We start from the raw sequence: 21,775 nt of genomic DNA, 5'->3' as shown, positions 1-21,775 counted from the left end.
CCCTTCCTCCCTTATGCGGACTGTTTTCCTTTTCGCTTCAACGGCTGTTTTCCCCCATAAGTTAATGACCGCCAAAGCCATTCCAGAGGACCAAAACGATATGTCGTAAGCCAGGCTTTGCTTAGTATGACCTGTAATGTGAATACGACCAGTACGATCACGACACTCATCAAAGGTGGAACTTGCCCATACCATCCCAAACCGACAGAGTAAAAAAGGATAAAACTAACCAGTGACTGAAAGATATAATTGGATAAAGACATTCGCCCCACCCACTTGAGCGGTCCCAACAGCCTCTTCCCTGCATTTGTTCGGAACAACAGCGTAACAGATAACACGTAAAAGAAAGCTGATGCTGTACCTCCGACATTGTCTTGAAGGAGCTGGAACCATTCAGGGTTTCCAAACAAATAAGGTACAGCTTTAAATAGGATAAAAATTACACCTGTCACTGCCCATAACCGTTTCATGGGAGTTACATATTGATCGGGCCTATGAAGCCATCCTTTTCTAGCTAAATACATTCCGAACAGAAATATAGGGATGAGACTGAAAGCCAGAAATGGAATGGAACCTACATTATTTACATACGACCAGTCCACAGCATTTTGCTGCCATATATCAAGCAAACTTCCTTCACCATAATTCCGCTTGGCAGCATTAATCGCTTCCTGATTAAAAAAACCTCCCAGGCGATCTCGAATAGAATACAAGGAAAGCGTGAGCGGGAGGACAAGAAACGCAAGCATAGCATAAGCCCATAATAAAAGTGTACGTTCTGAGACTTGGAAAAAAGCAAATAACACTAAACCAAACACACCATATGATAATAAAATATCACCATGCCAAATGAGAAAGCTGTGAATAAGGCCGAAGCCGATCAATAGAAGCAGCCTTCTAAAAAGCACGGGACGGTAGGGAATTTCTTTCTGATCCAAGCGGTCCTTCATCATCTGCAGACCAAAGCCAAATAATAATGAAAATAATGTGTAGAAACTAGCCTGAAAAAAAATATCGATGAAAGTTTGAACACTATGACTTAGTGGTGATGACCAGAAATACTCCTCTCCGCCATATAAAAAGTATGGAGCATTAAACGCTGGTACATTTACCATGAAGATACCGAATATCGCAAAGCCTCTGGCTGCATCAATCCAGCCGAACCGATCTGCCTCTTGAAGTGGTGTTGGATGTTGTTTCATCGTAATCTATCCCCCCGATTACTTTTATTTTACTTGTATTACGACATTTTCACAATTTGAGTTTCATATTTATATAGAAGGGGTTTTTTATGATGCCCGCACAAGTTGGAATGGTAAAAGTACTAAATGTGTCCACCTCCAGTATCTTCAACATTGGAGATGTCTACAGCATGGCCCCTGCTGCTTCTGTTAAAACATTCGCTGGAGGCGGTTCCTTTAACACAGGTACTGGGATTCGTGTCAATATAGATCGATCAGCCACATATATTAATGATCGCGAAGTTGTTGATCAATCCATCGTTAACTCCTAGGAGGGAAACAAATTGAATTTAACTGTCCACCAAACCATTTCGATCCGCTTCTTGCGGATTGGGTCGGTAGCTAACTCATCGATTGTGCAAATTGGGAGTTCCGGAGTCATTCAAGCGAAAGCAGACCTCTATAATACCGGCGGATACACGGCGCCTGGAGAAGAACCTCAACCGATTTCAGGTCAGGTTACTGTTCCAGAACTGGACGCCGGTGGTACTCTTGTTCCACTTTCCGTAACCTAGGCACATATCACGATGTTATCGCATAGGATAGTACGGGGGTGAATGCCATTGAACAACAACTACTACCAGTCATGGAATCACTGGTTCAGCCAAATTATGAAACAAATACAGGATCAGCAGCAAACCATTGACCGCCTTACTCAACAAATCGAACACTTACAAACGCAACAACACCCTAAGACCGTTATTGAAAAAATCGAATATCATTTTGACCAATTAAAAATAGAAACACTTGAAGGGACCCTGCAAATTGGACTGACTCCAAATGGGACAGAGGGAGACATTCTTGAAGACCTTTACACCCCGGAATCTCAACCCCAAGAAGCCGCCCCATACTTGGATGAATTGATGAACGATGCTGTGCCGCAATATATAGATAACTACGTACGTGAAAATGGACTTCAGCTTAGCGAAAAACACCGGGAGCACATGATTGCGGATATCAATAAACAGCTTCCCGAACGTTTTACTTTTCACCAAAACCAGAACCCTGACCTTGACCCTACAGCAATTGTTCAGAAACTGCACCAAGAAGTCCGTCATTCCGTGGCTCAATACTTCACATCGAAAAAGGGAGAGGATTTCGTATGAATTACACCGTGTACAATTACGGGTTGCATGTCGGAAAGATTGATGTCACAGGTGTAGCTTCCTCCTCTGTTTTTTTAGTCGGCGACAGTGAGACCATCCGACTTCAATCCTTTTTTGACACCCCGCCGGAATCGTTAATTATCGGTCCATTTGTTCCGATCGAAGAAGAAGGTACTTTTGTGGAGGAGAGATCTCAAGATGAGGGATAAGCGCCTCGCCGTAGCACATACCGCGCAAGTCAATTCAGTTACCATAGGTTCCGGGCTTCTGATTGGTGACGTAAATCAACTGAACCCACGCTCAAGAGCTATCGCTGTCCAAAGAGAAGGTCCACATACCATTGAAGATCACGTGTCCTTTACTACTTACCCTATCTTCCAGCGGGAACCATCGCCTATGCTCCCTCCCCTTACGATTTCGTCCTCCTTTCACCACGTTGATCACGAAATTTGCGTAGACTCGATGTTCATACTCGGGGCGTCCACGGCTTCAGCCATTCAAATAGGAGGCATTGACCACATCGATGCCCACGCCCGGGTTAAACATATCCGAATCCTAAGTGACGAACAATAGAGAGCGTGCATACTTTGTATCATTAGGCTAAAAAAGGAGGGCTTTTTATGCCAGCCATAGTCGGCCCGATTCGTATTAATAGTGTAGGTGGAGGTGTAGTGAACTTCGGGGATGCTTTCTATCTTGCACCTAAAAGCACAAGTAAAACGAATGCCGGTTCAGGAGCATTAAATACTGGTGACTTTATATGTACAAATAATGGGCTCAGTTCAACCAATCCGTTTGATCCTGATGTAAATGATCAAAATGTGACGGCTAACAAATAACACTTTTTTGCGCATACTCAATGGAGCGGACTTTTCAAGGTCTGCTCTTTCGTTATGGTAAAACCGGTTGCCTGGCCAATTTTTCATAAGACATAATGACGTGCCAGACCTTCAAGTTGCTGAAAGTCTGGCACCTTTTCGTGATCGTTTAGTTAAACCAGTGGAGCGGCGCAGGATTTGTATTTTCAAATACATGCTTTACTTCCGTATATTCCTCGAGTCCCTGCTTACCGAGCTCACGGCCGATTCCGGAGGATTTATACCCTCCCCATGGGGCCTGGGCAAAATAAGGATGGAAGTCATTGATCCACACGGTTCCCATTCGAAGCTCACTCGATACTCGTTCGGCTTTTCTAATATCTTTCGTCCATACGGCTCCAGCAAGTCCGTACTTAGAATCATTAGCCAATTGCACGGCCTCGTTTTCAGTACTGAATCGTTCTACCGTCAAGAGCGGACCAAAGGTTTCTTCCTGTACAATCCTCATTGATGATTGACAGTTTGTAAAAATCGTCGGTTCCAGGAAAAAACCAGCCTGCAGATCTGTAGCTTGCGGCCGTTTCCCGCCAGTCCTTAAGTCAGCTCCTTCCGCTAACCCAATCTCAATATACTGCTCCACTTTTTCCCGGTGTTCTTTGGAAATGAGCGGACCGGACTGTGTAGTGTCATCGAAGCCATTTCCGAGTTTGATTTGCTTCGTCCGTGCCACCAACGCTTCCACAAAGTCATCGTGAAGACTGTCTTGAACGAGTAAACGCGCACCAGCTGAACATACTTGACCAGAGTGGAAAAAGATCGCATTCATGGCCTGATCAACGGCTGTCTCAAAGTCAGCATCTGCAAATACAACATTCGGATTTTTACCGCCAAGTTCAAGAGCGATTTTTTTAAAGTTCACTGCTGCCGCTGTCATGACCTTCCGTCCGGTTTCAATTCCGCCAGTAAATGAAATGAGATCAACCGAATGGCTTTCTGCTAGGGTTTGTCCCGTCTTCGCACCAGATCCCAGCACCAAATTCACTACGCCTTCAGGGACCCCGGCTTCTTCAATCAGTTCAGTAACTTTAATCGTCGTTAAAGGTGTAATTTCACTCGGCTTAATGATCAACGTATTTCCCGCCGCTAACGCAGGGGCCAGTTTCCAAGCTGCCTGCAGTAAAGGGTAATTCCATGGTGTAATTTGGCCACAAACCCCCACAGGCTCACGTACTACTTTACTTCTCGATTCAGGGATAGGCGATTCGATCACTTCGCCGCCATCTTTATCAGCAAGCCCTCCGTAATAACGGAACACTTCCGCAATATCTGCCATGTCCGCCAGGCTTTCCGTCAACGTTTTACCTGTATCAATCGTTTCCAATTCCGCTAATTCCTGCTGGTCACGTTCGATAAGTTCAGCAATTTTTAAGACGAATTTTCCTCGTTCCGAACCTGGCACATGTCGCCAGCTGCCTTCATCAAAGGCTTTTCTGGCTGCATCAATCGCCAATTGGGCATCCGTTTCATTTCCTTCTGCCACTTCTGCAATACTTTCTTGATTAAACGGATTGATGATGGTTCGTGTATCTCCACTCGCAGCGGCGACCCATTGGCCGTTAATGTACATTTTCGTCATTTTCTTATTCCTCCTTATCAACTATAAATCAGGATGCCTGCAATTCCGGAAAGGCCGATTACCCAAAGAGGGGATACCTTTTTGTAAAACAGGATGATCGCGAGTGCCATAATTCCATATTGGGGATAATCGGCTACTTGTGAAAACAGATCATTCTCGATCCCCATTCGAACACCTGCGTACAAGATCAATGCTGTAATCACAGGGTGAATACCATATAGACTGTGGTTTACTGCATTTGATCGGGCATTTTTTGTGATCACTTTGATTAACAACAGGACCATGATTAGGGAAGGCAGTAAATTCCCTGCCGCCGCAATCCCAGCTCCTAGTATTCCTGAGGTTTGATAGCCGATGAATAATGCTGTATTCGTCGCAATCGGACCAGGTGCCGAACCAGCAATAGCGATAATATCTGTGAACTGCTGCTGGGAAATCCATTGATGTTCACGGACCGCTTGGGCCATAAGCGGAATCATCGCATATCCCCCGCCGAAACCAAACAGACCTATTTTAAAAAACTCGACGAAGAGATTGAACAAAACCATTCGTTTCAGCTCCTTTTGTTACGACACATGGAGTAGAGACAGCCTGCCAACCCTCCACCGATAATTAAATAAACAGGGGAAATAGCCAGCCCGAAAAGCAAACCAGCTGCGGCGGCAAACAGCAGCAGCGTAAACGGATCACGAATCGATACTCTGCCTATTTTACAAGCGGCATACAAGATCAGTCCGATAATAGCGGGACGTATTCCTTTAAAGGCAGCCTGCACAATGGCAAGGTCCTGATAGGTTACATACAGATAGGTCAGCACAATGATAATCAAGTTTGCTGGCAGCAGCATTCCGACCATGGCAGCTATGGCTCCTGGAATTCCCTGGACTTTGTGCCCCATATAAATGGAGGCATTAATAGCGATGGATCCTGGAGCTGATTGCGCAATCGCTACAATGCTCGGGACATCTTCCTTGGCAAACCATCCTCGTTTCTGAACAATCTCCCTTTCAATATGAGGAATCATGGCAATTCCACCGCCAAAGGTAAGCGGGCTTATTTTCATAAACGTTATAAAGATCCTGAACAGCACCGGTAATTCATAGTTGACTGTGTTGGCTTTCATGGTTTGTAGTGACAAAAGTTATTCTCCGCCTAAGACACGAGTACTGTGAGGAGGCTGAACCCTTGCATCCGGGTCAATGTAATGCTTGATCTGACTAATCGCAGTAGGAGCTTCTCCAAAACCGGTCGCAATCAATTTTACTTTCCCGTCGTAGGTTGTAATGTCACCCGCAGCGTAAATTCCCGAAATATTGGTTTCCATCTTCTGATTGACCACGATCGAATTCTTTTCGAGTTCCAATCCCCATTCTTTTATCGCTCCAAGACTGGAAAGAAACCCATGATTTACAATCAAGGAATCAATTTCAAGGTTCTCTGTCGCATCCCCTTTTGGTTCTTTTAAGACAACGGATTCAATATAATCTTCTGTTCCGACCAGTTGATCGATTCCGCGGGGTGTCTTGATTTGAACACTCGTTTCTCTTAATTGATTAACGCTGGACTCGTGAGCCCTGAACTGATCACGACGGTGAACCAGCGTCACTTCTTTCGCCACATCCTTCAGCATCAATGCCCAATCGACAGCCGAATCGCCGCCACCTGAAATACAGACTCTTTGCCCTTTATGTGCTTCCAGGTCTGTTACAGCATAGAAGAGGTTCTTGCCTTCATATTGCTGAGCCGCTTCGTGTTTAAGACGCCGTGGCTGAAAGGCACCTGCCCCACTCGTTATTAACACGGTCTTCGCATAATGCACTTGTTTCGTCGTGGTAACTTTAAAAAGCCGTTCCTCAAGCTTTTCAACATCCTGGACATTTTCCTCGAGGCAGATGTCAGGGTCAAACTGCATCGCTTGCTCTTCCAGCTGGTGCACTAAATCTTTCGCTAACACTTTAGGTGCTCCTGCTACATCATAAATGTACTTCTCAGGATACAAAGCCATGAGCTGGCCTCCGAGCTGTGGCAGGCTATCCATGACTTTCACTGACATTTCTCTCATGCCGGCATAGAAAGCCGCAAATATTCCCGTCGGACCTCCCCCTATAATGATCACATCACTAACATTTTCAGAACTGTACATGGTCAACACCTTCTTGTTTCATTATTTATAAACGATGACGTCTTCATCTTCTACGCGAACTTTGAAACTCGGAATCTTTTTATCAGGATTCGCAAGCATTCTTCCTTCATTTTTAATATCAAACTCTCTGCCATGCCACGGGCAGCGAATAATTTCACCTTTATGACAGTATTCATAGCCGCCCGGTTCACTTTCCTCGGTTGTAGCTCCACAGATCATCCCGCGATCCAGCGGCGCTCCCTGGTGGATACATTGGTTCATGAAAGCATAGAATTCCCCGTCGGGCGTCCGGCAAATGAGTACATCCTGCTTCCCAAAGGTAGATTTTTTCATTTCTCCTGGCTCAATATCAGATTTTTTACATACCACTTGCTCTCTCATGTTATCCCTCCTCTGGATTCGGTAATTTCGGATAAAAATTCTTGGCGTTTTCTGAGAAAATCTTTCGCTTCAGTTCGGGATCCATATTCGGTAAAGCACGATGAGGTGAATCGTAATCCCAGTGAGGGTAATCTGTTGAGAAACACAGCATCTCATCTGTACCCATTTGTTCGAGAAGCGACATAAACTCCTTCTTCGTCAGCTCTTCAGCAGGCTGTGTCGTGAAGCGGACCTGTTCTTTCATAATCTGGCTCGGTTTTCTTTTCAGCCACGGTACTTCATGACGCAAATCACGGAACTGCTGATCCATTTTCCACATCAAATGCGGAATAAAGGTGAAGCCGCCTTCGATCATCATTAAGCCGAGATTAGGGAATTTTTCAAACACCCCATTAAACATCATGCTCGTAATTTGTTTCATATGTGCCGTCGGAATTAAGGTATGCCATTCGATAAAGTATCTTGGCCATTTCCCATAATAGACAGGCGGTTCATTGTGGTGCATACCAATCATTAAGTTGTGTTTTTCGGCCGCTTCAAAAATTGGATGATAGTAAGGCTCGCCCCACATAATGTCATCAATCGGCAGCAATACCTGCACCATTTTCGGATGAGAACCAACTCGTTCGATTTCTTTGACTGCCTCATCACGATCCTGTGCTGCAATATGCACGGAGCCGTATAAGCGTTCATCTTTATCGAGCCAATTTTCAATTTGCCAGTCATTGTAAGCCGTCGCCAGGGCCGCGGCCATTTCGTGCCATCCATGCATCGAGGATGGTGAAGGGTCCAGAGCACTTGTCAATATTCCGAACTCGTGTCCGATTTCGTCCAGCAGCTGCTCTTGCATAAAACCGAGATCTGACCCTGCCGGCCGACCGTCTGGAAGAATCGCATCGGCCCGATCCACACCAGCTACAGATGGTTGGGTATAAGGCATATGTTTCTCCTGAATCCAGTGGCAATTTTCAATGTAATGGCGAAACGGCTCATCCAGTCGATCTACAATATCTCGATATTGAACTCGTTCATGAATATCCGTATCTACTAGTGAAATTTTATTCTTCGTCATAGGAAAGTCCCCCTTGTCATTTGCTTGGCGAATAGTTCAAATCGTATCAGGGGCAAGTGCAGATCGCCAAACCCGCTGAGAGGCACTGAGTAGCATTTAGATCCTTCAGTGACGTTCAGTAACGCTCAGTAACGTTCAGTGATAACTTTTTGTTTTGTACAAAAAATTTTTTTAATAAGTTATTTATCCGAATTTCCCGCTTAAGAAACATGTCGAAAAAACTGAAATGACAAGGGTTCCCCCAACTTGCAAACAGGAATTGAAAGAAAGTGTCCTCCCTCACTTTTTCAAGGAAGCGGGTTTGCAATTCAAATAAAACCTATGTAACATTTGAAAATGTTGTAGACGACCTTCTTCTTTTATCAAAGTTTTATAGAAAAAATACATGACATAGAGGTGATGAAATGAAAAATGTATCAGCCGTTTTTTGGTATGGTCTTGCTACTTGTGGACTAGTTGTCCTATGGGGAGTAATGGGACCTGAACATTTACAAATGACTACAGCTAAGGTAACCAAATTCATTTCCACTAAGTTTGGGTGGTATTACTTATTAATTGTCACATTGATGCTCGTATTTTGTGTGTACTTAATTTTTTCCCGCTTCAGTCACATCAAGCTAGGTAAAAAAGATGACAAGCCCGAGTTCAGCCTGCCAACCTGGTTTGCCATGTTATTCAGTGCGGGCATGGGAATGGGACTCGTTTTCTGGACAACAGCAGAACCAATCTCACACGCTTTCAAAAGCAGTCCTGTTTCAGAAGAAGGAAGTAAGGACGCCATTAAAGAAGCTCTGCAGTTTTCTTTTTTCCACTGGGGGATTCATGCATGGGCAGTATATGCTCTAGTCGCTTTAGTACTCGCTTATTTTAAATTCCACAAAGGGTATCCTGGATTAATTAGTGCTACCCTTATCCCCGTATTCGGTGAAGCAAAAATGTCAGGGAAGACGGGAATCGTCATCGACACATTAGCTGTCGTTGCAACCGTCGTCGGAGTGGCAGCAACGCTAGGGTTTGGTACGGCCCAAATCAACGAAGGACTAGCCTTTCTATTCAATGTACCGAGTAATTACAGCGTACAATTGATCATTCTGGTCGTTTCTACAATTCTATTTATCTATTCAGCCTGGTCAGGCGTCAGCAAAGGGATCAAACACTTGAGTAACATCAATATGGTTCTCGGATTTCTGCTAATGCTTCTCCTCTTGATCGTTGGACCTACTTTATATATTCTCAATATGTTTACAAGTTCAATTGGGGGCTACCTTTCAAATTTCTTCGACATGAGCTTCCGAATTGCTCCACTGAACGAAGAAGGCCGCTCATGGATTAACAGCTGGACCATTTTCTATTGGGCCTGGTGGATTTCCTGGTCACCATTTGTGGGGATTTTCATTGCCCGCATTTCCAGAGGACGTACCATTAAAGAATTTATGCTCGGTGTGCTGTTTGTTCCAGCCATCGTCTGCTTCATCTTTTTCGCCGTATTTGGAGTTTCAGCGTTAAATCTTCAACAGCAAGGAATCGAAGCTATCTCTCAATTTCCGATGGAGACTGCTACATTTGCTACCCTACAACATTACCCACTCGGAACACTGATGTCGTTTGTGACCATTTTCGTCATTGCGATATTCTTTATTACATCTGCTGACTCGGCAACATTTGTGCTAGGAATGCTGTCCACATCAGGTTCCTTGAATCCAGCAGGACCCGTAAAGATCCTATGGGGACTTGCTTTATCAGCGATGGCCGCTATTATTGTTTACTTTGGCGGTACCCAGGGCTTGCAAAATGTGCTTATCATTGCAGCCTTACCATTCTCGATTATCGTCCTTTTAATGGGGTACTCCTTCTTCCGGGCTGCAAAGCAAGAAGTAGCCCCTGTAAAGCGGAAAGACAAAAATCTTGTAGAAGAGAAGAAAACTTCATGAAGTAAAAATAAGGTTGTTCTGATTCATTTCAGAACAACCTTTTTCTATCTCTGGCTCCATCATACCAATTGTCGTTCAATCAAAGATTAATATACCATTCAGGCATCAACTAGTTCCTTTAACCTGCTTAGAATCACTTTAATCTCATTTAGCTCCTCAATAACTAGGTCAGCCTGCGCGAGTTCTTCTTCTTTTGCAAAATCAAATTTACAGCCTACTGCCACTAAACCATTTTCCTGAGCTGCCTTGATATCAGATATACGATCCCCAACGACTGCTCCTTTTTTAATCCTATATTTTTTAATGATCGATGCAATTAAATCCGTTTTATTCAGCGATTGGATTTGACCAATACTAAAGGTTTCAGTCACCCAATTATTCAAGCGATAATAATCAACAATTGCATGTAAATAGGCTGGTTGACCATTACTGGCTATGTATATTTTGTAGTCAAGCTCTTTTAAGTAACTAAATATCTCTTCAACATGCGGAAACAGAGCACCGTTTCCTTTAAAAATATTGTTAATCAATTTTTCCTGGAATAAATTATTAGCTTTATCGCGAATTTCGTTTGAATGATGAGGTAATAGTGTTTCCCACACTTCAGGCAATGGTACACCCATCATTTCACGATATTCTTCAGTAGGTGTTTTTTTATCCCATTCACCGAGTAATCTTAAATAGTCAAAGGTACCCACCAGTGACAACTCTAAAATTTTGTTGGTTTGAAATAACGTTCCGTCCATATCAAAGATTAGTGATTGCGACATTGTTTCCTCTCCCCTTTTTAAGTTAAATTTACCTAACGCTCCTCTCCTTAAATCAAGTTCACTCAGGAAGAACGAAGCTTAACCTCATAACACCTCATAGCTTTTGGAACACTTTTTAAATCTAAGATTCCGTTTATAATGAGTTGTCTAACCCTGTATTCTATAAAACCATCTCCTACCACATGTGTAGAGTGACCAATCACTTCTCCAATTAATCGGGCTGATTTAACAAAATCACCGTTTCCCCGCTCTTTATGAATGTTTCGCAGTGATTCGATGATAAAATCATCTAGGAGGTCTTCTGGCACGGCATCAATTTGACCATTTTGCCAGATCCTCAGTTTCTTCCTACTTGAAGATAGACTATTCCATTCGTTCCCTAGATCTGTTCGCTTTACAGAATCAACCTCTTCAGTTGTAGTCCTTTGATAAATTGCGGCTAGCTTGTCTGAAGAGATTTCACTCGTACTTAACGGATAGCCAGCTATGCACTTTCCCGGAAAAGTTCTATGATACTCACTCGTAGCATTGATGAGAAATGTGGGATTAGGCGCTTGCTGCAACAAGTAAAGGGCAAAAAGTAAACCTGTCTGTTCGTGGGCATTATCACCAAACCAAATTGTAATGGGAATGTGTGTGGGAATGGCTTCTATTTGTTCACGAATCTTGTTAAATTTCTCCTCGTATTCATCGAAATATTTATCATCCAGGTTAATATGATAATATAGCCAGTCTTTTCGATAGTTCAGCCCTTCTTTAGTATGTAATTTCCAAACGGGGCCCCTTGAAAATTTATCTGGAAAAGCTATAACTTTCTCTCCATCTGCTTTCAAATTGTTTCTAAGAGCAAATCTCAATGCCCCTCCACTGGATTCATCGAAAGTAATATGAACTTTCCTAACCGTTTGCTTCTCATATTCTTTTCGTGGATTTGCCCGAAGCCCGTGTATCTTTGAAATCCTTTTCTTTAAATCCAGTAAATCTGTAATCAATTGCTTTTCTGGGTAGCCAGTCGTTTCGAAGATGTCTATTCGTAGTAATACTTGTTTCAGCAAGGAATGGACTTCTTCCCCTGATAGGGATTTCATCATTTTATCTATCTCTGTTTTCATAATTAAACCGCCCCCTCGTTTTCTGCCATACTGTAATGACTATTTTACAAATTGACCGACTGCCTTCTTTTTAAATAAGGGTAGGATAACACTAATCCTAGAACATAAATGACAACCAGTAAGTAGGCTGGAAGTAGATGATAGAAAGAGGTATACCCAATTACAAAATGAGTCGCGAGACCTGCGACAAATGCCGGCGGTGCGCCTACTGCCAGCGTATTCCATACCCAGCTCTCTCCCTCTCGAAATCCCCATAGTGATAAAAGAAGCACTAAAACTCCTACACTGACTAACGCTCCACCAAAGCCCGCACGGTCATGCGCAATAACAGGTATCAGACGTTCATTGAGTGATTGCAGCATGTCAGGTGTTACACACAAAAAGGTGATATCCGTTGGTACGAATACATGAGTCATCCCAATGAACATAATCACCACCCCGCCTATTGCAATAAGAGAACCTAGGAGCACAAATAACAACTGACCCCAATTCGCTTTTTGCCATGCCGAGTGATTGGAACGGTTGATTGAGCCAGGGTGGGCATAGGAACGCTTTGTAAGTCGAAAACATTTTATATAAATTGGAAGAAGCAGCAGCCAAAATACACCATGGAGCCAATCAAAATATCCATAGCCAATAAAAGCAAAAATCCCCAGGAAACCTAAAATAGCTGCAACATGAAAGGCACGGTTTGCCCATCGCATCCTATAGACCAATCCATGTCGGGCCAACTGGATATAAAGAATTCCTCCGCTGATCATCGTTCCTGCCAGGGCCATTCGATCATGCGCCATGAAAGCTAGAATTCTAGGGTTAAACACCGCAATCTGATCTCGGCTCATCCCAATAAAAGCTTCATCATACGGTAAAATAACCCGCGTCATACTGAACACTAAGGCAATAATGCCAGCGAATAAAATCGCTAATCCAAACAGCAATCCCCAGCGAGCCCCTGAATCATCCCGTTCTGTAAATCCATCAGATAACCACAGTTCATTGATTCGCTTCGGCAAACCTGGTCCCGTGAAAACATACCCTTCCTCTAGTAATAGAAGAGAGACTCCCAACTGATGGAGCTCATGCGCCTCAATCGGTTCCCTTATTCCCCCCTTGGTGATCACCGTGCATGTTTGGGATACTTTCTCCTGAATCATACGGACCGCCTTGACGAGCGACTTGGCAGCATCCCTACTTTCCGTAAAATATTCCTCATCCCATACCTTAGTAGGTTCTATCATTACCCCATTGAACTGGTTTGAGCTCATCAAAGAAGAAAGTTGGTCAGCTTTCAGACAATCCGCAATCTGATGTATGTATAGATTTTTATCGATGGCAGCTGTTCTTAACTCGAAAGCTTGTTCTAGACTGATCGAGAACGAATCCGCCTCGTCACTTAGTTTATTAATGATGATATGTGCTTCTTCACCTGTCATCTGCTCATCTATGGTAACAATGACAGGTCCGCTAAAGCGTTTAATCTGATTTCTACACTCCTCAACTGTCTTTGTAGGCTCGGGAAAAGGAAACCAGATTTCCTCACGATCTTTGTTCATTATAGACTCTTTTGCAGAGCTGCTAGTAAGAGAAACAGGGCCTGCCTCAATGACATTAATTCCTAATGACGAAAAACTTTTTGCCCCTGTTCCTTTTGGATCAAGCCGAGCGCTTACACCGATTGAACTTGCATAAGGCACTCCATCAACAGTGGAATTTAACTCGGTTGGGGGATCCAAATGACCGAGCAGTTCAATAAATGAACGGCCTCCTCGGATCGATGAAATACAGCCCATACTTCTGTATATAAATTCTCTTGAAATTCCTGGCGGCAGTTTAGTTAACCAGGGCTTGAATAACGGGTGATAACTCCAATCTGGCATAATACTCTCCTGTTTTATTTTTTCTAAGATTTTTTAATTGAATTAATTTCATAATTGCTCTTTTTAAAACGCCAAAGACTAGTAGAATATAAGGCTCTTTTTCGAAAAGGTTCAAAATGGGTTCTTATCCAGCAGAGTTTCGGTGTATAAAGAACGTCACGGAACCTGCTGGATATAGCTCTGTCCTATTTATTGGAGCTTCTTCCCGCCATCCAACATGAATCGGTTGTCGATTGATCCAAATTAAATCCAATGGTAAAGGGGTGGAGGAAAACGGTGAGATTCCTGTGGGATACGCGGGATAGATGAGACCCCGGAAGGACGAAGCCTGAGAAGACTCAGCGTTTAGAGGATGTTCGGCTAAAACCGAAACGTCCTGTTTCAACGCCGAACGCCCCCACGTCCTGTGGGGCCACGGAAAGCGAACCGTTTCCCCGGAGCCCCTTATACAAACTAAAGTATCGGAATCGAGTCTTCGTTTTGAATCTCTTGGGGCACAAGGAGCTTAAATTATGAAATTGATTCAACTATAAATCAATTCACTACTCCACAAAATGGCCCTACTCACCCATTGTTATAATTAAAACCTATTAACCATCACCTCTAATTTCCTGAATTTAGGAAATCGGTTATTCAACAAATTGTTTTCATAGGAAAAATGAGCCTTATCTTATTGCTGATAAGCACCTGAATACAGAAGATTAACTTCTATTTAGCTTTTAGTGCTTTTAATAAGCCGTCATCATCAGAAAGAACTATGTTAGATATTTTCCCTTCTTCATAAATGTGCGCCCTACCAGTTACTTCGGAGGTCATTTTCGGGTTATTTTCTTTTTGGTATTGAACATCCACAGTGAAACCGTAAGCATTATTTGTTGTATCATTTTGTTTAATTTCAATATTTTTCACTTCTAATTGATAGCCATTATTGTATGAGACTGTATGATAGCCTAACGCATAGGTGCCAATAAATTTATTATACATATCTCTAGTAAAATAAGACTTATAAGTTTCCTCTAAATATAAATCTAATTCAGTTGGTTTTGTTTCCGAAGCCCCTTTATCCCCTTCTTTTCCAATGATGGTTTGGTTATTGGGATCTTCTAATAGTTCAATTAATTCTGGATCTGGAGCCGTAAATTGATGTTCTAAAACGGTCTTTATGGTGGTAATATTTTCATCTTGAGGTTCAGTTTTTAAAGTATCAGAAGAAGAGCAGCCGACCATCAACACTAATATTCCAGAGAGTAGGAAAGTCTTAACTATTCGAAAAGCATTACTTTCTTTCAAAAAATCCCCTCCTCTAAAACTTGTGTTTTCTAGTAATAATCCCTTCTTTAAGTTATACGTATTACATATTAATTAGTTTCCCATATCTGATGATTTAGTAAAACAAATACTGTTTTCAGAGGGCAAGAACCATTCACCCAACTCATAAATTCCTTCCATAAACCAAAATTCCCCCGCAAGATGGACAGTTAAATTCGCATTTCACATCATCAGATCTACGTTTCACCCCCATTATGGTGACATTTGAATGCGCCGCATCTATACTATTTTTAGAAAGCTTCATATCGAAGGAGGGATTAACGCCATGAAGATCTCGTTAGACATAGATCCTGCCCATGAAGAAACGAAAGTTACGATTCATTGTAAAGAAATGGACGCTTCCGTCAAAGAAATTCTCGACTTCCTTAATGAGAGGGAAACCGAATTTATTGTGGGCAGAAAGGGAGAAAAGCAGCACATTTTAATGCCTCGTGAAGTCCATTATTTCCATTCTGAAGGAGATACAGTGTTTGCCACCTCTTCTGATGGAGGCTTCAAAGTAAAAGAAAAATTGTATGAGCTGGAACAGCTACTTCCGTCTAAACAGTTTATTCGACTTTCAAAGTCTGTCATCGCCAACTTATATGAAGTGAGCCACTTTGAGTCCTCATTTAACGGCACACTCTGTGTGTATTTCAAATCAGGAGTAAAAGAGTACGCTTCAAGACATTATGTAACTAAGATTAAGGAATTTTTAAAGATGAATAGGAGGGAGAATAAATGAGAAGATTTTTATTCAGAAGTATTTTGGGCATCTTCTTCGGTGGATTTATTGCAACACTTACAACAATCGCCCATATCTACTTTGGTGAACAGAGCCTTATCGACGGAGATCTTTTTCTAAAAAACTCGCTTGGATTTATTTTTTGCGGCTGGCTATTCACCGTCACTCCACTATATTTTGAAATAAGATCACTACGTCTTTCTCAACAAACAGCACTCCATTTTATCACCGTTACTATTCTCTACTTAATTTTTGCGTTAGGGATAGGCTGGATTGCAGTCGATATCACGAACATCCTCATCTATCTTATTATAGCTGTCATCACTTATAGTATTGCCTGGCTCGGGTTCTATCTATATTTTAAATATGAATGTAGAAAACTTAATGATGATCTGAAGCATATTAAATAGAGGGATTTATTAAGGTAATTGTCTTTTATTTCTGGCGTCATCAGGGCTTCCTTTCCTATCACGCCAGAGGAGTTTAATAAAAGTAGAGGAGAATTATTAACATGAATAAGAGTGTGCTCATTGGGTTGTATGTTGGTTTACTTTCAGGGATTGCGGCTGCGGCGACAGCTTATTTGGTCAGCGCCCTCACAGGTCTTTGGTTTTCCCAATTAAATGTGGTTTCTATTCTGCTGGCCTCTCTTATTTCAAACATTATAGGTGGAGTTATCTTTACTAAGTTTTTTCAAAAAACGTCCAGGCCGAAACTATATTATGTACTGCTTACAGCTGGAGTTACTCTTTTGCTGACTGTTTTCGATATCGCTAATCCTCCGGCAGAGAACTTTGGAATCGTTGCTCATCCTGTTCATATTGTCGTTGCTTTGTTTTCCATGTGGCTGATTCCAAGATGGTTAAAACGAGAAGGGAAGTCCTTCGTGGACACCGAGCAAAGAGAACCGAAGACTTTATAAAATATAAAAATGCCTAAGCAGGGTATAAAAAAACGAATGGTACCGTCCACTCATTACATAAAGAAGAAGTGATGAGTGGATGGTACAGTTACTTTCTATCTTTTATACCTTCTGCAAATCATTTAACCAGCTTTTAGTGAGTGATTCCACTTATTCTAAAGTAACATTCGAGGATGCTGAAATAACCCGAAGTGTTTCTAAATTAACGACTGGTGATTCTAAAATAGACAGTTAGTATTCTAAAATAACTAGTCAGATTCTAAAATATCTGTTTCTGATTTCACAAAATCGCCCATTCTGTTATGACTCTTACCTTCCTCTTTTTGGTTTTTCACAGGGATCATGCCCATTACCAGGAGAATCACACTTCACTACAACCGTTGTTAAAGGCTCCAATGTAATCTCATTGGCATTCAATTTGAAACCTGAACGATCGCTTACTTTTTCCTTTCCTGCCTCATCGTCATCTACTATAACTTTACCTGCTGCTAAATTGTAGTCATGTAATGTAAGTTTACGCTCTTGATTATCGGCGTTAACGAATACAAAGTAATTCCCCGTGTCATCAGTAGATTCAGCTTTATAAGCGATTACCAGGTCTCGTTTATTAATCTCCGGCACATCGATCATCGACACATTGGAGTTAACTTTGTCCATCGTCGCTAATCTAAAAGCATTCGTGGAGCGGCGCAACTCTATCAAACCTTTCGTATATTCCATGGTCTTCCTGTGAACACCTTTCTCTGTCACTTTGCTCCAATCAAACATATTGATACGATCAGAAGAATCATAAGAATCATTAATAAAGTAGGGATGCTCAAAAGGCTCACCACTTTTGTCTACCATATATGTTGCTGCATGTTCAGGCTTGTCATCTCCTTTCCATTGTTTGGTTCGTCCATATTCTTGTCCGGCATGAAGAAACGCGATTCCTTGGCTAGTTAAGATCATGGAATTTCCTAATCTGATGCGTTTTTGGATTTCTTTTTCATGAGTTGCTGGGTCTTTTTTGATCGAATAGGCAATCATATCATGAAGGGTCAAATCATCATGAGCTGCTATATACTGAACCACATCACCCGGGTCATCTGCCTTGAAGTTTCCTGGTTGGGCCTTAATGTTATTGAATATGGTTTGTATATCACGTGGTCCATCTGTCAGGAATCTTGGCTCACCTTCAATCCCAAATCCTGATTTTAATTCATTTCTAATATCATCTGAGAATGCGCCTACGCTATTCGTGTCATTCATCCAATCCTGGTCGGCAGGCGTAACCTCATCCTCAGGGCCGCCGTCCCCAACAAAAGTTCTCCATCCTTCTCCGATCATAAGGATATTCGGATTTAATTTTTCAGCCTCGTTATAGGCTATTTGTACACTTTTAGCATCCAAATCTCCCATCAAATCAAATCTGAATCCATCCACCTTAAATTCATCGACCAAATATTTAATCGAATCAACCATTAATTTTCTGGACATGGCATGCGTAGTTCCTACTTTTCCACCCCCATAGCCGACTTTAGGATTGCCCTCTTCATCCATGAAGTGGTAATAATTAGGAACGAGATCTTCCAAAATACTTACTTTCGCAGTGTGGTTGTATACTACATCAAGGATGACTCCCATATCTCTTTTATGAATTTCATTAATGAGATTCTTTAGTTCGGCTATCCGTGCTTTTGGATCTTTTGGTTGTTCAGAGTACATTCCCGTCGGAGAAAAATAGCTGTGTGGATCATATCCCCAATTGTAATTATTGCCTCGCGAAGAATACTCCATTTCTCTTTCATCACTGTTAAACTCATTTCCAAAATAGTACTTCATCACTGGAAGCAGTTGAATATGTGTTACGCCTAATTCTTTAATATAATCCAGTTTCTCAACAAACGCATTAAATGTTCCAAATTGTGAATTTAGCTCTGAATCAATGCTCGGATCAGAGGTGAAGTCCCTGACATGAGCCTCCCAAATAATAGCATCTTCTCGCTTTTCAAACCCATCTATATCTGCGTAATCCAATTGTGGTCCAATCGACGAGGGATCAATAATAGCAGCTTTACCCACGCTATCTCCATCTTCGTTGCTCCATGCAGCCATAGATTTTGCATAAGGGTCAAGTCCTATATTCGTTCGCCCATAGACGTCGATTTTGTATTGATAGTAATAACCACTCAAGTCACTAATCCCAGTATTCGATTGATCTAGTTGGACTTGCCATACACCGTTTTCACTCTTAGACATCGGGATATCTTCTTTAATCACTTTATACTGATTGTCTTTATCATAGAGAATAACGGAAACATTTGTAGCGGGAGGTGACCAGAACTTTAAGGTTGCCTCTCCATTATCATGCAGGGTAGCCCCAAGATCATCACCTTCGTAGGCAAACACCTTATCCATTAGTTTCCAAGAGAGTCTCGCGTGTGTTTCAGTTCCATTATAAGTAATAGTGTATCCCTTCAATAGATCAAGATTTTTAGAAGTAGTCAGGGTGATTTGCAAATTTTTTACATGGATGCTTTTTATTTCAATCTCATTGCCATTTTGATCAATAATCTTTAGATGATCACGTGATATCTCTTCACCACTCCAATTTAAATGACCAGTAATTTGATTTTTGCTGGTTATTTCTGCATATGTCAATTTAGTAACCATATCAGGTTTTTCTAAATAAACTTTTTCCTGCCCTTCAACAAGCCAAAATTCTTGCTGCCCCGATGTCGGAAAAGAGCGATCTTTTGTGATATCTTTTGTATCACCCTTATGAACAATAAAGTTTAAACCATTTTTAATATTACTTACTTTGATATCTTTATAGACTCCCCAATCAGACTTCTGATCGAACATAATAGGCGCTGACCAGTCCACAACAAAATCAATTGCAGGGTTGCTGTCATCCTGATTCCAAAGATGCAACCCCCAACCACTATAATCACTATCTGTCCTTTGGTAATAAACTCTGATATGATCCTCTGGAATCGGTTCAGTAATTGATGTAGAGGCAGTTTCTTTACTAAATTTACTAGCAGCAATGCTGCCTGATGATGAATAAACCATAACAAATGCCAGCAATATAAGAACACTTTTTTTCATCACTTTTCTCATTAACACCCTCCCTATTAATTCATAAAGAATCTAAGTTTGAATTTTGAGCAATCGTTTGCACAAAAGGCATAAAAAAAGTTCCTATTCTCTCAAATCCCTCCTTTCCTTACTTAAACTTACATCACTAACTACGTTACCATTAGTTGAAAGCCCTTTCAATTCATTTTTTAAATAGTCTGATATTTACTCGTCATAAGAGGTCTTATTTATATCTTCACTGTTCTATTGAACTGTTGTTTTTCAAAAAACTTTGAATTTCTTAGTGGGTTCTGTAATAATTCTAATTGATGAAATATTCAATTATATGGACGAAGCAAAACTATTATTAGGTGGGAAATAATTGATTTGAAAGGATAGTGATGAATAAGATGCTATACATATGGGATATCGAGAAGATTATTAAAAATACCTTACAAGAGCACAATTTAGATATAAATTATGAATTTAATAATGATCTGTCTACACCTATGAATTATAACGTATCGACGAATACGATAAAATTTCATTATCTGCAAATCAATGGCTATATTAGTAAAATTAAATGGAAAGAGACCGATGAAAACTTTGTTAAGATTATCCTCTATCACGAGATTGGGTATTATCTAACTTTTAAAAAACACAAACATGATTTAAAGACTCTCATGTATGGGGAGGATGAAGAAATAGCAGCATTGAAATCTGAAATAGAAACGAATGCCTGGGAATATGGCAGAACCATGGTACCTGAACAACTAGTAAACTCCTATGACAGAGTACGAGAACTAGATGGGATGCTGATTGAGGGTTTATGAAGCTTCCTAATAGCAGGAGGTTTCAACTATTAGCCTATGCTTACTACACTGTCAAACCTTTTTCACCCGGGTTAATAACTACTAAAAGAAAAATCTTAAAGGCTTAGTAATATTGAAAACACAGCTGCTATCGGTTATAATTCAAGTAGATGAAGCCTATAATAAAAAGAGACCGAGTGCGTCAACACCCGGTCGAAGCAACTACATGCCGCTCGAGCAGCGGCTGACAAAGTAAGTTTACTCTATAAGAAATAGTCACCTCACTTTGTGGAGCAGGTGGCTATTTCTTTTTGTTTAAATAAACGACAATTGTAGCAATCAACGTCAATGCAGCCATTAGCACTAAGCTAAATTGAGCAATTAGATTGAATGCTTCGTATGCCGTCATAAGCCTCACCCCCTTTCTATGCAGGGAGTTCAGCCGCCACCTAACTTATATAGTTGCTATAATGATTCAATCATTAGGATATGGATTAATGACGAGGCCACAAGATCACCGACACCCCCACTAAACATATGGCGGCACCTATCCAATCGTATGTATCTGGTGTTTTTTTATCAACTCCCCATCCCCAAAGTATAGATAATAGGATAAAAACTCCTCCATAAGCTGCATATACTCTTCCAAATGAGGGGAAGGATTGGAACGCAGCTATAACTCCATACATTGCTAGGGATAAGCCGCCTAGTAACCCCCAATAAAAAGGCTTTCCTTCTCTAAGCCATAGCCAAATAAGATAACCGCCGCCAATTTCAGCTAATCCAGCTAAAAGGAATAATATAACTGCCATATTCTCCCCCCGTCATTAGATCCTCG

The 21,775-nt window shown here is 41.5% G+C and carries 25 protein-coding genes; 11 read left to right on the top strand and 14 right to left on the bottom strand.

Features of this window, described 5'->3' with window-relative positions; all coding sequences use genetic code 11:
* Window positions 1-11 precede the first annotated feature (11 nt).
* Entirely contained in the window at window positions 12-1,202 is a 1,191-nt protein-coding gene (locus P9989_RS07150; protein WP_283078087.1) for a DUF418 domain-containing protein, read from the bottom strand.
* 89 nt (window positions 1,203-1,291) lie between these two features.
* On the opposite strand from P9989_RS07150, the gene P9989_RS07145 reads away from it, so the two are divergent.
* From P9989_RS07145 to P9989_RS07120, 6 genes are read left to right on the top strand one after another with little or no spacing between them, the layout of a single operon-like run.
* Window positions 1,292-1,513: a spore germination protein gene (locus tag P9989_RS07145; RefSeq protein WP_346274894.1), complete on the top strand. Its 222-nt coding sequence runs from the start codon at window positions 1,292-1,294 to the stop codon at window positions 1,511-1,513.
* A gap of 12 nt (window positions 1,514-1,525) precedes the next feature.
* Window positions 1,526-1,756: a spore germination protein GerPB gene (locus tag P9989_RS07140; protein ID WP_283078086.1), complete on the top strand. Its 231-nt coding sequence runs from the start codon at window positions 1,526-1,528 to the stop codon at window positions 1,754-1,756.
* A 48-nt stretch (window positions 1,757-1,804) separates the two neighbouring features.
* Window positions 1,805-2,347: a spore germination protein GerPC gene (gene gerPC, locus P9989_RS07135; RefSeq protein ID WP_283078085.1), complete on the top strand. Its 543-nt coding sequence runs from the start codon at window positions 1,805-1,807 to the stop codon at window positions 2,345-2,347.
* Complete coding sequence (locus tag P9989_RS07130; RefSeq protein WP_283078084.1) at window positions 2,344-2,556, top strand: spore gernimation protein GerPD; 213 nt, start codon at window positions 2,344-2,346, stop codon at window positions 2,554-2,556. The genes gerPC and P9989_RS07130 overlap by 4 nt, the downstream gene beginning before the upstream one ends.
* Window positions 2,546-2,920 carry a spore germination protein GerPE gene (locus tag P9989_RS07125; protein WP_283078083.1) on the top strand — a complete coding sequence of 125 codons (375 nt, stop codon included), beginning with the start codon at window positions 2,546-2,548 and terminating at the stop codon, window positions 2,918-2,920. Before P9989_RS07130 ends, P9989_RS07125 begins: the two co-directional genes overlap by 11 nt.
* A 47-nt stretch (window positions 2,921-2,967) precedes the next feature.
* Window positions 2,968-3,186, top strand: a complete 219-nt coding sequence (locus tag P9989_RS07120; RefSeq protein WP_283078082.1) for a spore germination protein — start codon at window positions 2,968-2,970, stop codon at window positions 3,184-3,186.
* A 148-nt stretch (window positions 3,187-3,334) separates the two neighbouring features.
* Here P9989_RS07120 and betB read toward each other — a convergent pair whose 3' ends face one another.
* Genes betB through P9989_RS07090 form a run of 6 tightly spaced genes read right to left on the bottom strand, consistent with a single transcriptional unit; the run spans window position 3,335 to window position 8,397 of the window.
* On the bottom strand, window positions 3,335-4,801 hold the full coding sequence (betB, locus tag P9989_RS07115) for a betaine-aldehyde dehydrogenase (RefSeq protein ID WP_283078081.1): 1,467 nt from the start codon (window positions 4,799-4,801) through the stop codon (window positions 3,335-3,337).
* A 17-nt stretch (window positions 4,802-4,818) separates the two neighbouring features.
* Window positions 4,819-5,349, bottom strand: a complete 531-nt coding sequence (locus P9989_RS07110; RefSeq protein WP_283078080.1) for a chromate transporter — start codon at window positions 5,347-5,349, stop codon at window positions 4,819-4,821.
* Window positions 5,350-5,354: 5 nt separating this feature from the next.
* Window positions 5,355-5,924 carry a chromate transporter gene (locus P9989_RS07105; RefSeq protein ID WP_283078079.1) on the bottom strand — a complete coding sequence of 190 codons (570 nt, stop codon included), beginning with the start codon at window positions 5,922-5,924 and terminating at the stop codon, window positions 5,355-5,357.
* An 18-nt stretch (window positions 5,925-5,942) separates the two neighbouring features.
* Complete coding sequence (locus tag P9989_RS07100; RefSeq protein WP_283078078.1) at window positions 5,943-6,944, bottom strand: NAD(P)/FAD-dependent oxidoreductase; 1,002 nt, start codon at window positions 6,942-6,944, stop codon at window positions 5,943-5,945.
* A 21-nt stretch (window positions 6,945-6,965) separates the two neighbouring features.
* Complete coding sequence (locus tag P9989_RS07095; RefSeq protein WP_283078077.1) at window positions 6,966-7,325, bottom strand: Rieske (2Fe-2S) protein; 360 nt, start codon at window positions 7,323-7,325, stop codon at window positions 6,966-6,968.
* Window position 7,326: 1 nt separating this feature from the next.
* Entirely contained in the window at window positions 7,327-8,397 is a 1,071-nt protein-coding gene (locus tag P9989_RS07090) for an amidohydrolase family protein (RefSeq protein WP_283078076.1), read from the bottom strand.
* 404 nt (window positions 8,398-8,801) lie between these two features.
* Between P9989_RS07090 and P9989_RS07085 the strand changes: the two genes are divergently transcribed.
* On the top strand, window positions 8,802-10,328 hold the full coding sequence (locus P9989_RS07085; protein ID WP_283078075.1) for a BCCT family transporter: 1,527 nt from the start codon (window positions 8,802-8,804) through the stop codon (window positions 10,326-10,328).
* 98 nt (window positions 10,329-10,426) lie between these two features.
* Here P9989_RS07085 and P9989_RS07080 read toward each other — a convergent pair whose 3' ends face one another.
* From P9989_RS07080 to P9989_RS07065, 4 genes are all read right to left on the bottom strand, one after another.
* Window positions 10,427-11,098: an HAD hydrolase-like protein gene (locus P9989_RS07080; protein WP_283078074.1), complete on the bottom strand. Its 672-nt coding sequence runs from the start codon at window positions 11,096-11,098 to the stop codon at window positions 10,427-10,429.
* A gap of 62 nt (window positions 11,099-11,160) precedes the next feature.
* Window positions 11,161-12,210, bottom strand: a complete 1,050-nt coding sequence (locus tag P9989_RS07075) for a DUF1835 domain-containing protein (RefSeq protein ID WP_283078073.1) — start codon at window positions 12,208-12,210, stop codon at window positions 11,161-11,163.
* Window positions 12,211-12,254: 44 nt separating this feature from the next.
* Window positions 12,255-14,087: a dihydroorotate dehydrogenase gene (locus P9989_RS07070; RefSeq protein ID WP_283078072.1), complete on the bottom strand. Its 1,833-nt coding sequence runs from the start codon at window positions 14,085-14,087 to the stop codon at window positions 12,255-12,257.
* A gap of 708 nt (window positions 14,088-14,795) precedes the next feature.
* Complete coding sequence (locus P9989_RS07065; protein WP_283078071.1) at window positions 14,796-15,377, bottom strand: hypothetical protein; 582 nt, start codon at window positions 15,375-15,377, stop codon at window positions 14,796-14,798.
* A gap of 304 nt (window positions 15,378-15,681) precedes the next feature.
* Here P9989_RS07065 and P9989_RS07060 point away from each other — a divergent pair, with 304 nt between their 5' ends.
* The 3 genes from P9989_RS07060 to P9989_RS07050 all read left to right on the top strand — a co-directional run bounded on the left by P9989_RS07060 (window position 15,682) and on the right by P9989_RS07050 (window position 17,062).
* Window positions 15,682-16,140: a LytTR family DNA-binding domain-containing protein gene (locus P9989_RS07060; RefSeq protein WP_283078070.1), complete on the top strand. Its 459-nt coding sequence runs from the start codon at window positions 15,682-15,684 to the stop codon at window positions 16,138-16,140.
* The gene (locus tag P9989_RS07055; protein WP_283078069.1) at window positions 16,137-16,550 is read left to right on the top strand and encodes a DUF3021 domain-containing protein; all 414 of its coding nucleotides are present in this window, start codon (window positions 16,137-16,139) and stop codon (window positions 16,548-16,550) included. Before P9989_RS07060 ends, P9989_RS07055 begins: the two co-directional genes overlap by 4 nt.
* A gap of 101 nt (window positions 16,551-16,651) precedes the next feature.
* Complete coding sequence (locus P9989_RS07050) at window positions 16,652-17,062, top strand: hypothetical protein (protein WP_283078068.1); 411 nt, start codon at window positions 16,652-16,654, stop codon at window positions 17,060-17,062.
* Window positions 17,063-17,371: 309 nt separating this feature from the next.
* Here P9989_RS07050 and P9989_RS07045 read toward each other — a convergent pair whose 3' ends face one another.
* Window positions 17,372-20,167 carry a pullulanase gene (locus P9989_RS07045; RefSeq protein WP_283078067.1) on the bottom strand — a complete coding sequence of 932 codons (2,796 nt, stop codon included), beginning with the start codon at window positions 20,165-20,167 and terminating at the stop codon, window positions 17,372-17,374.
* A gap of 368 nt (window positions 20,168-20,535) precedes the next feature.
* Here P9989_RS07045 and P9989_RS07040 point away from each other — a divergent pair, with 368 nt between their 5' ends.
* Entirely contained in the window at window positions 20,536-20,958 is a 423-nt protein-coding gene (locus P9989_RS07040; protein WP_283078066.1) for a hypothetical protein, read from the top strand.
* Between the two features lie 280 nt (window positions 20,959-21,238).
* Here the strand turns inward: P9989_RS07040 and P9989_RS07035 are convergent, their stop codons facing one another.
* Complete coding sequence (locus tag P9989_RS07035; protein WP_283078065.1) at window positions 21,239-21,346, bottom strand: putative holin-like toxin; 108 nt, start codon at window positions 21,344-21,346, stop codon at window positions 21,239-21,241.
* Between the two features lie 85 nt (window positions 21,347-21,431).
* A complete protein-coding gene (locus tag P9989_RS07030; protein ID WP_283078064.1) occupies window positions 21,432-21,749 on the bottom strand; it encodes a YnfA family protein in 318 nt (105 codons plus the stop codon).
* Window positions 21,750-21,775 lie beyond the last annotated feature (26 nt).

The organism is Halobacillus naozhouensis (assembly GCF_029714185.1).
Lineage (GTDB): Bacteria > Bacillota > Bacilli > Bacillales > Halobacillaceae > Halobacillus_A > Halobacillus_A naozhouensis.
This window is presented reverse-complemented; position numbering and strand designations above follow the sequence as displayed.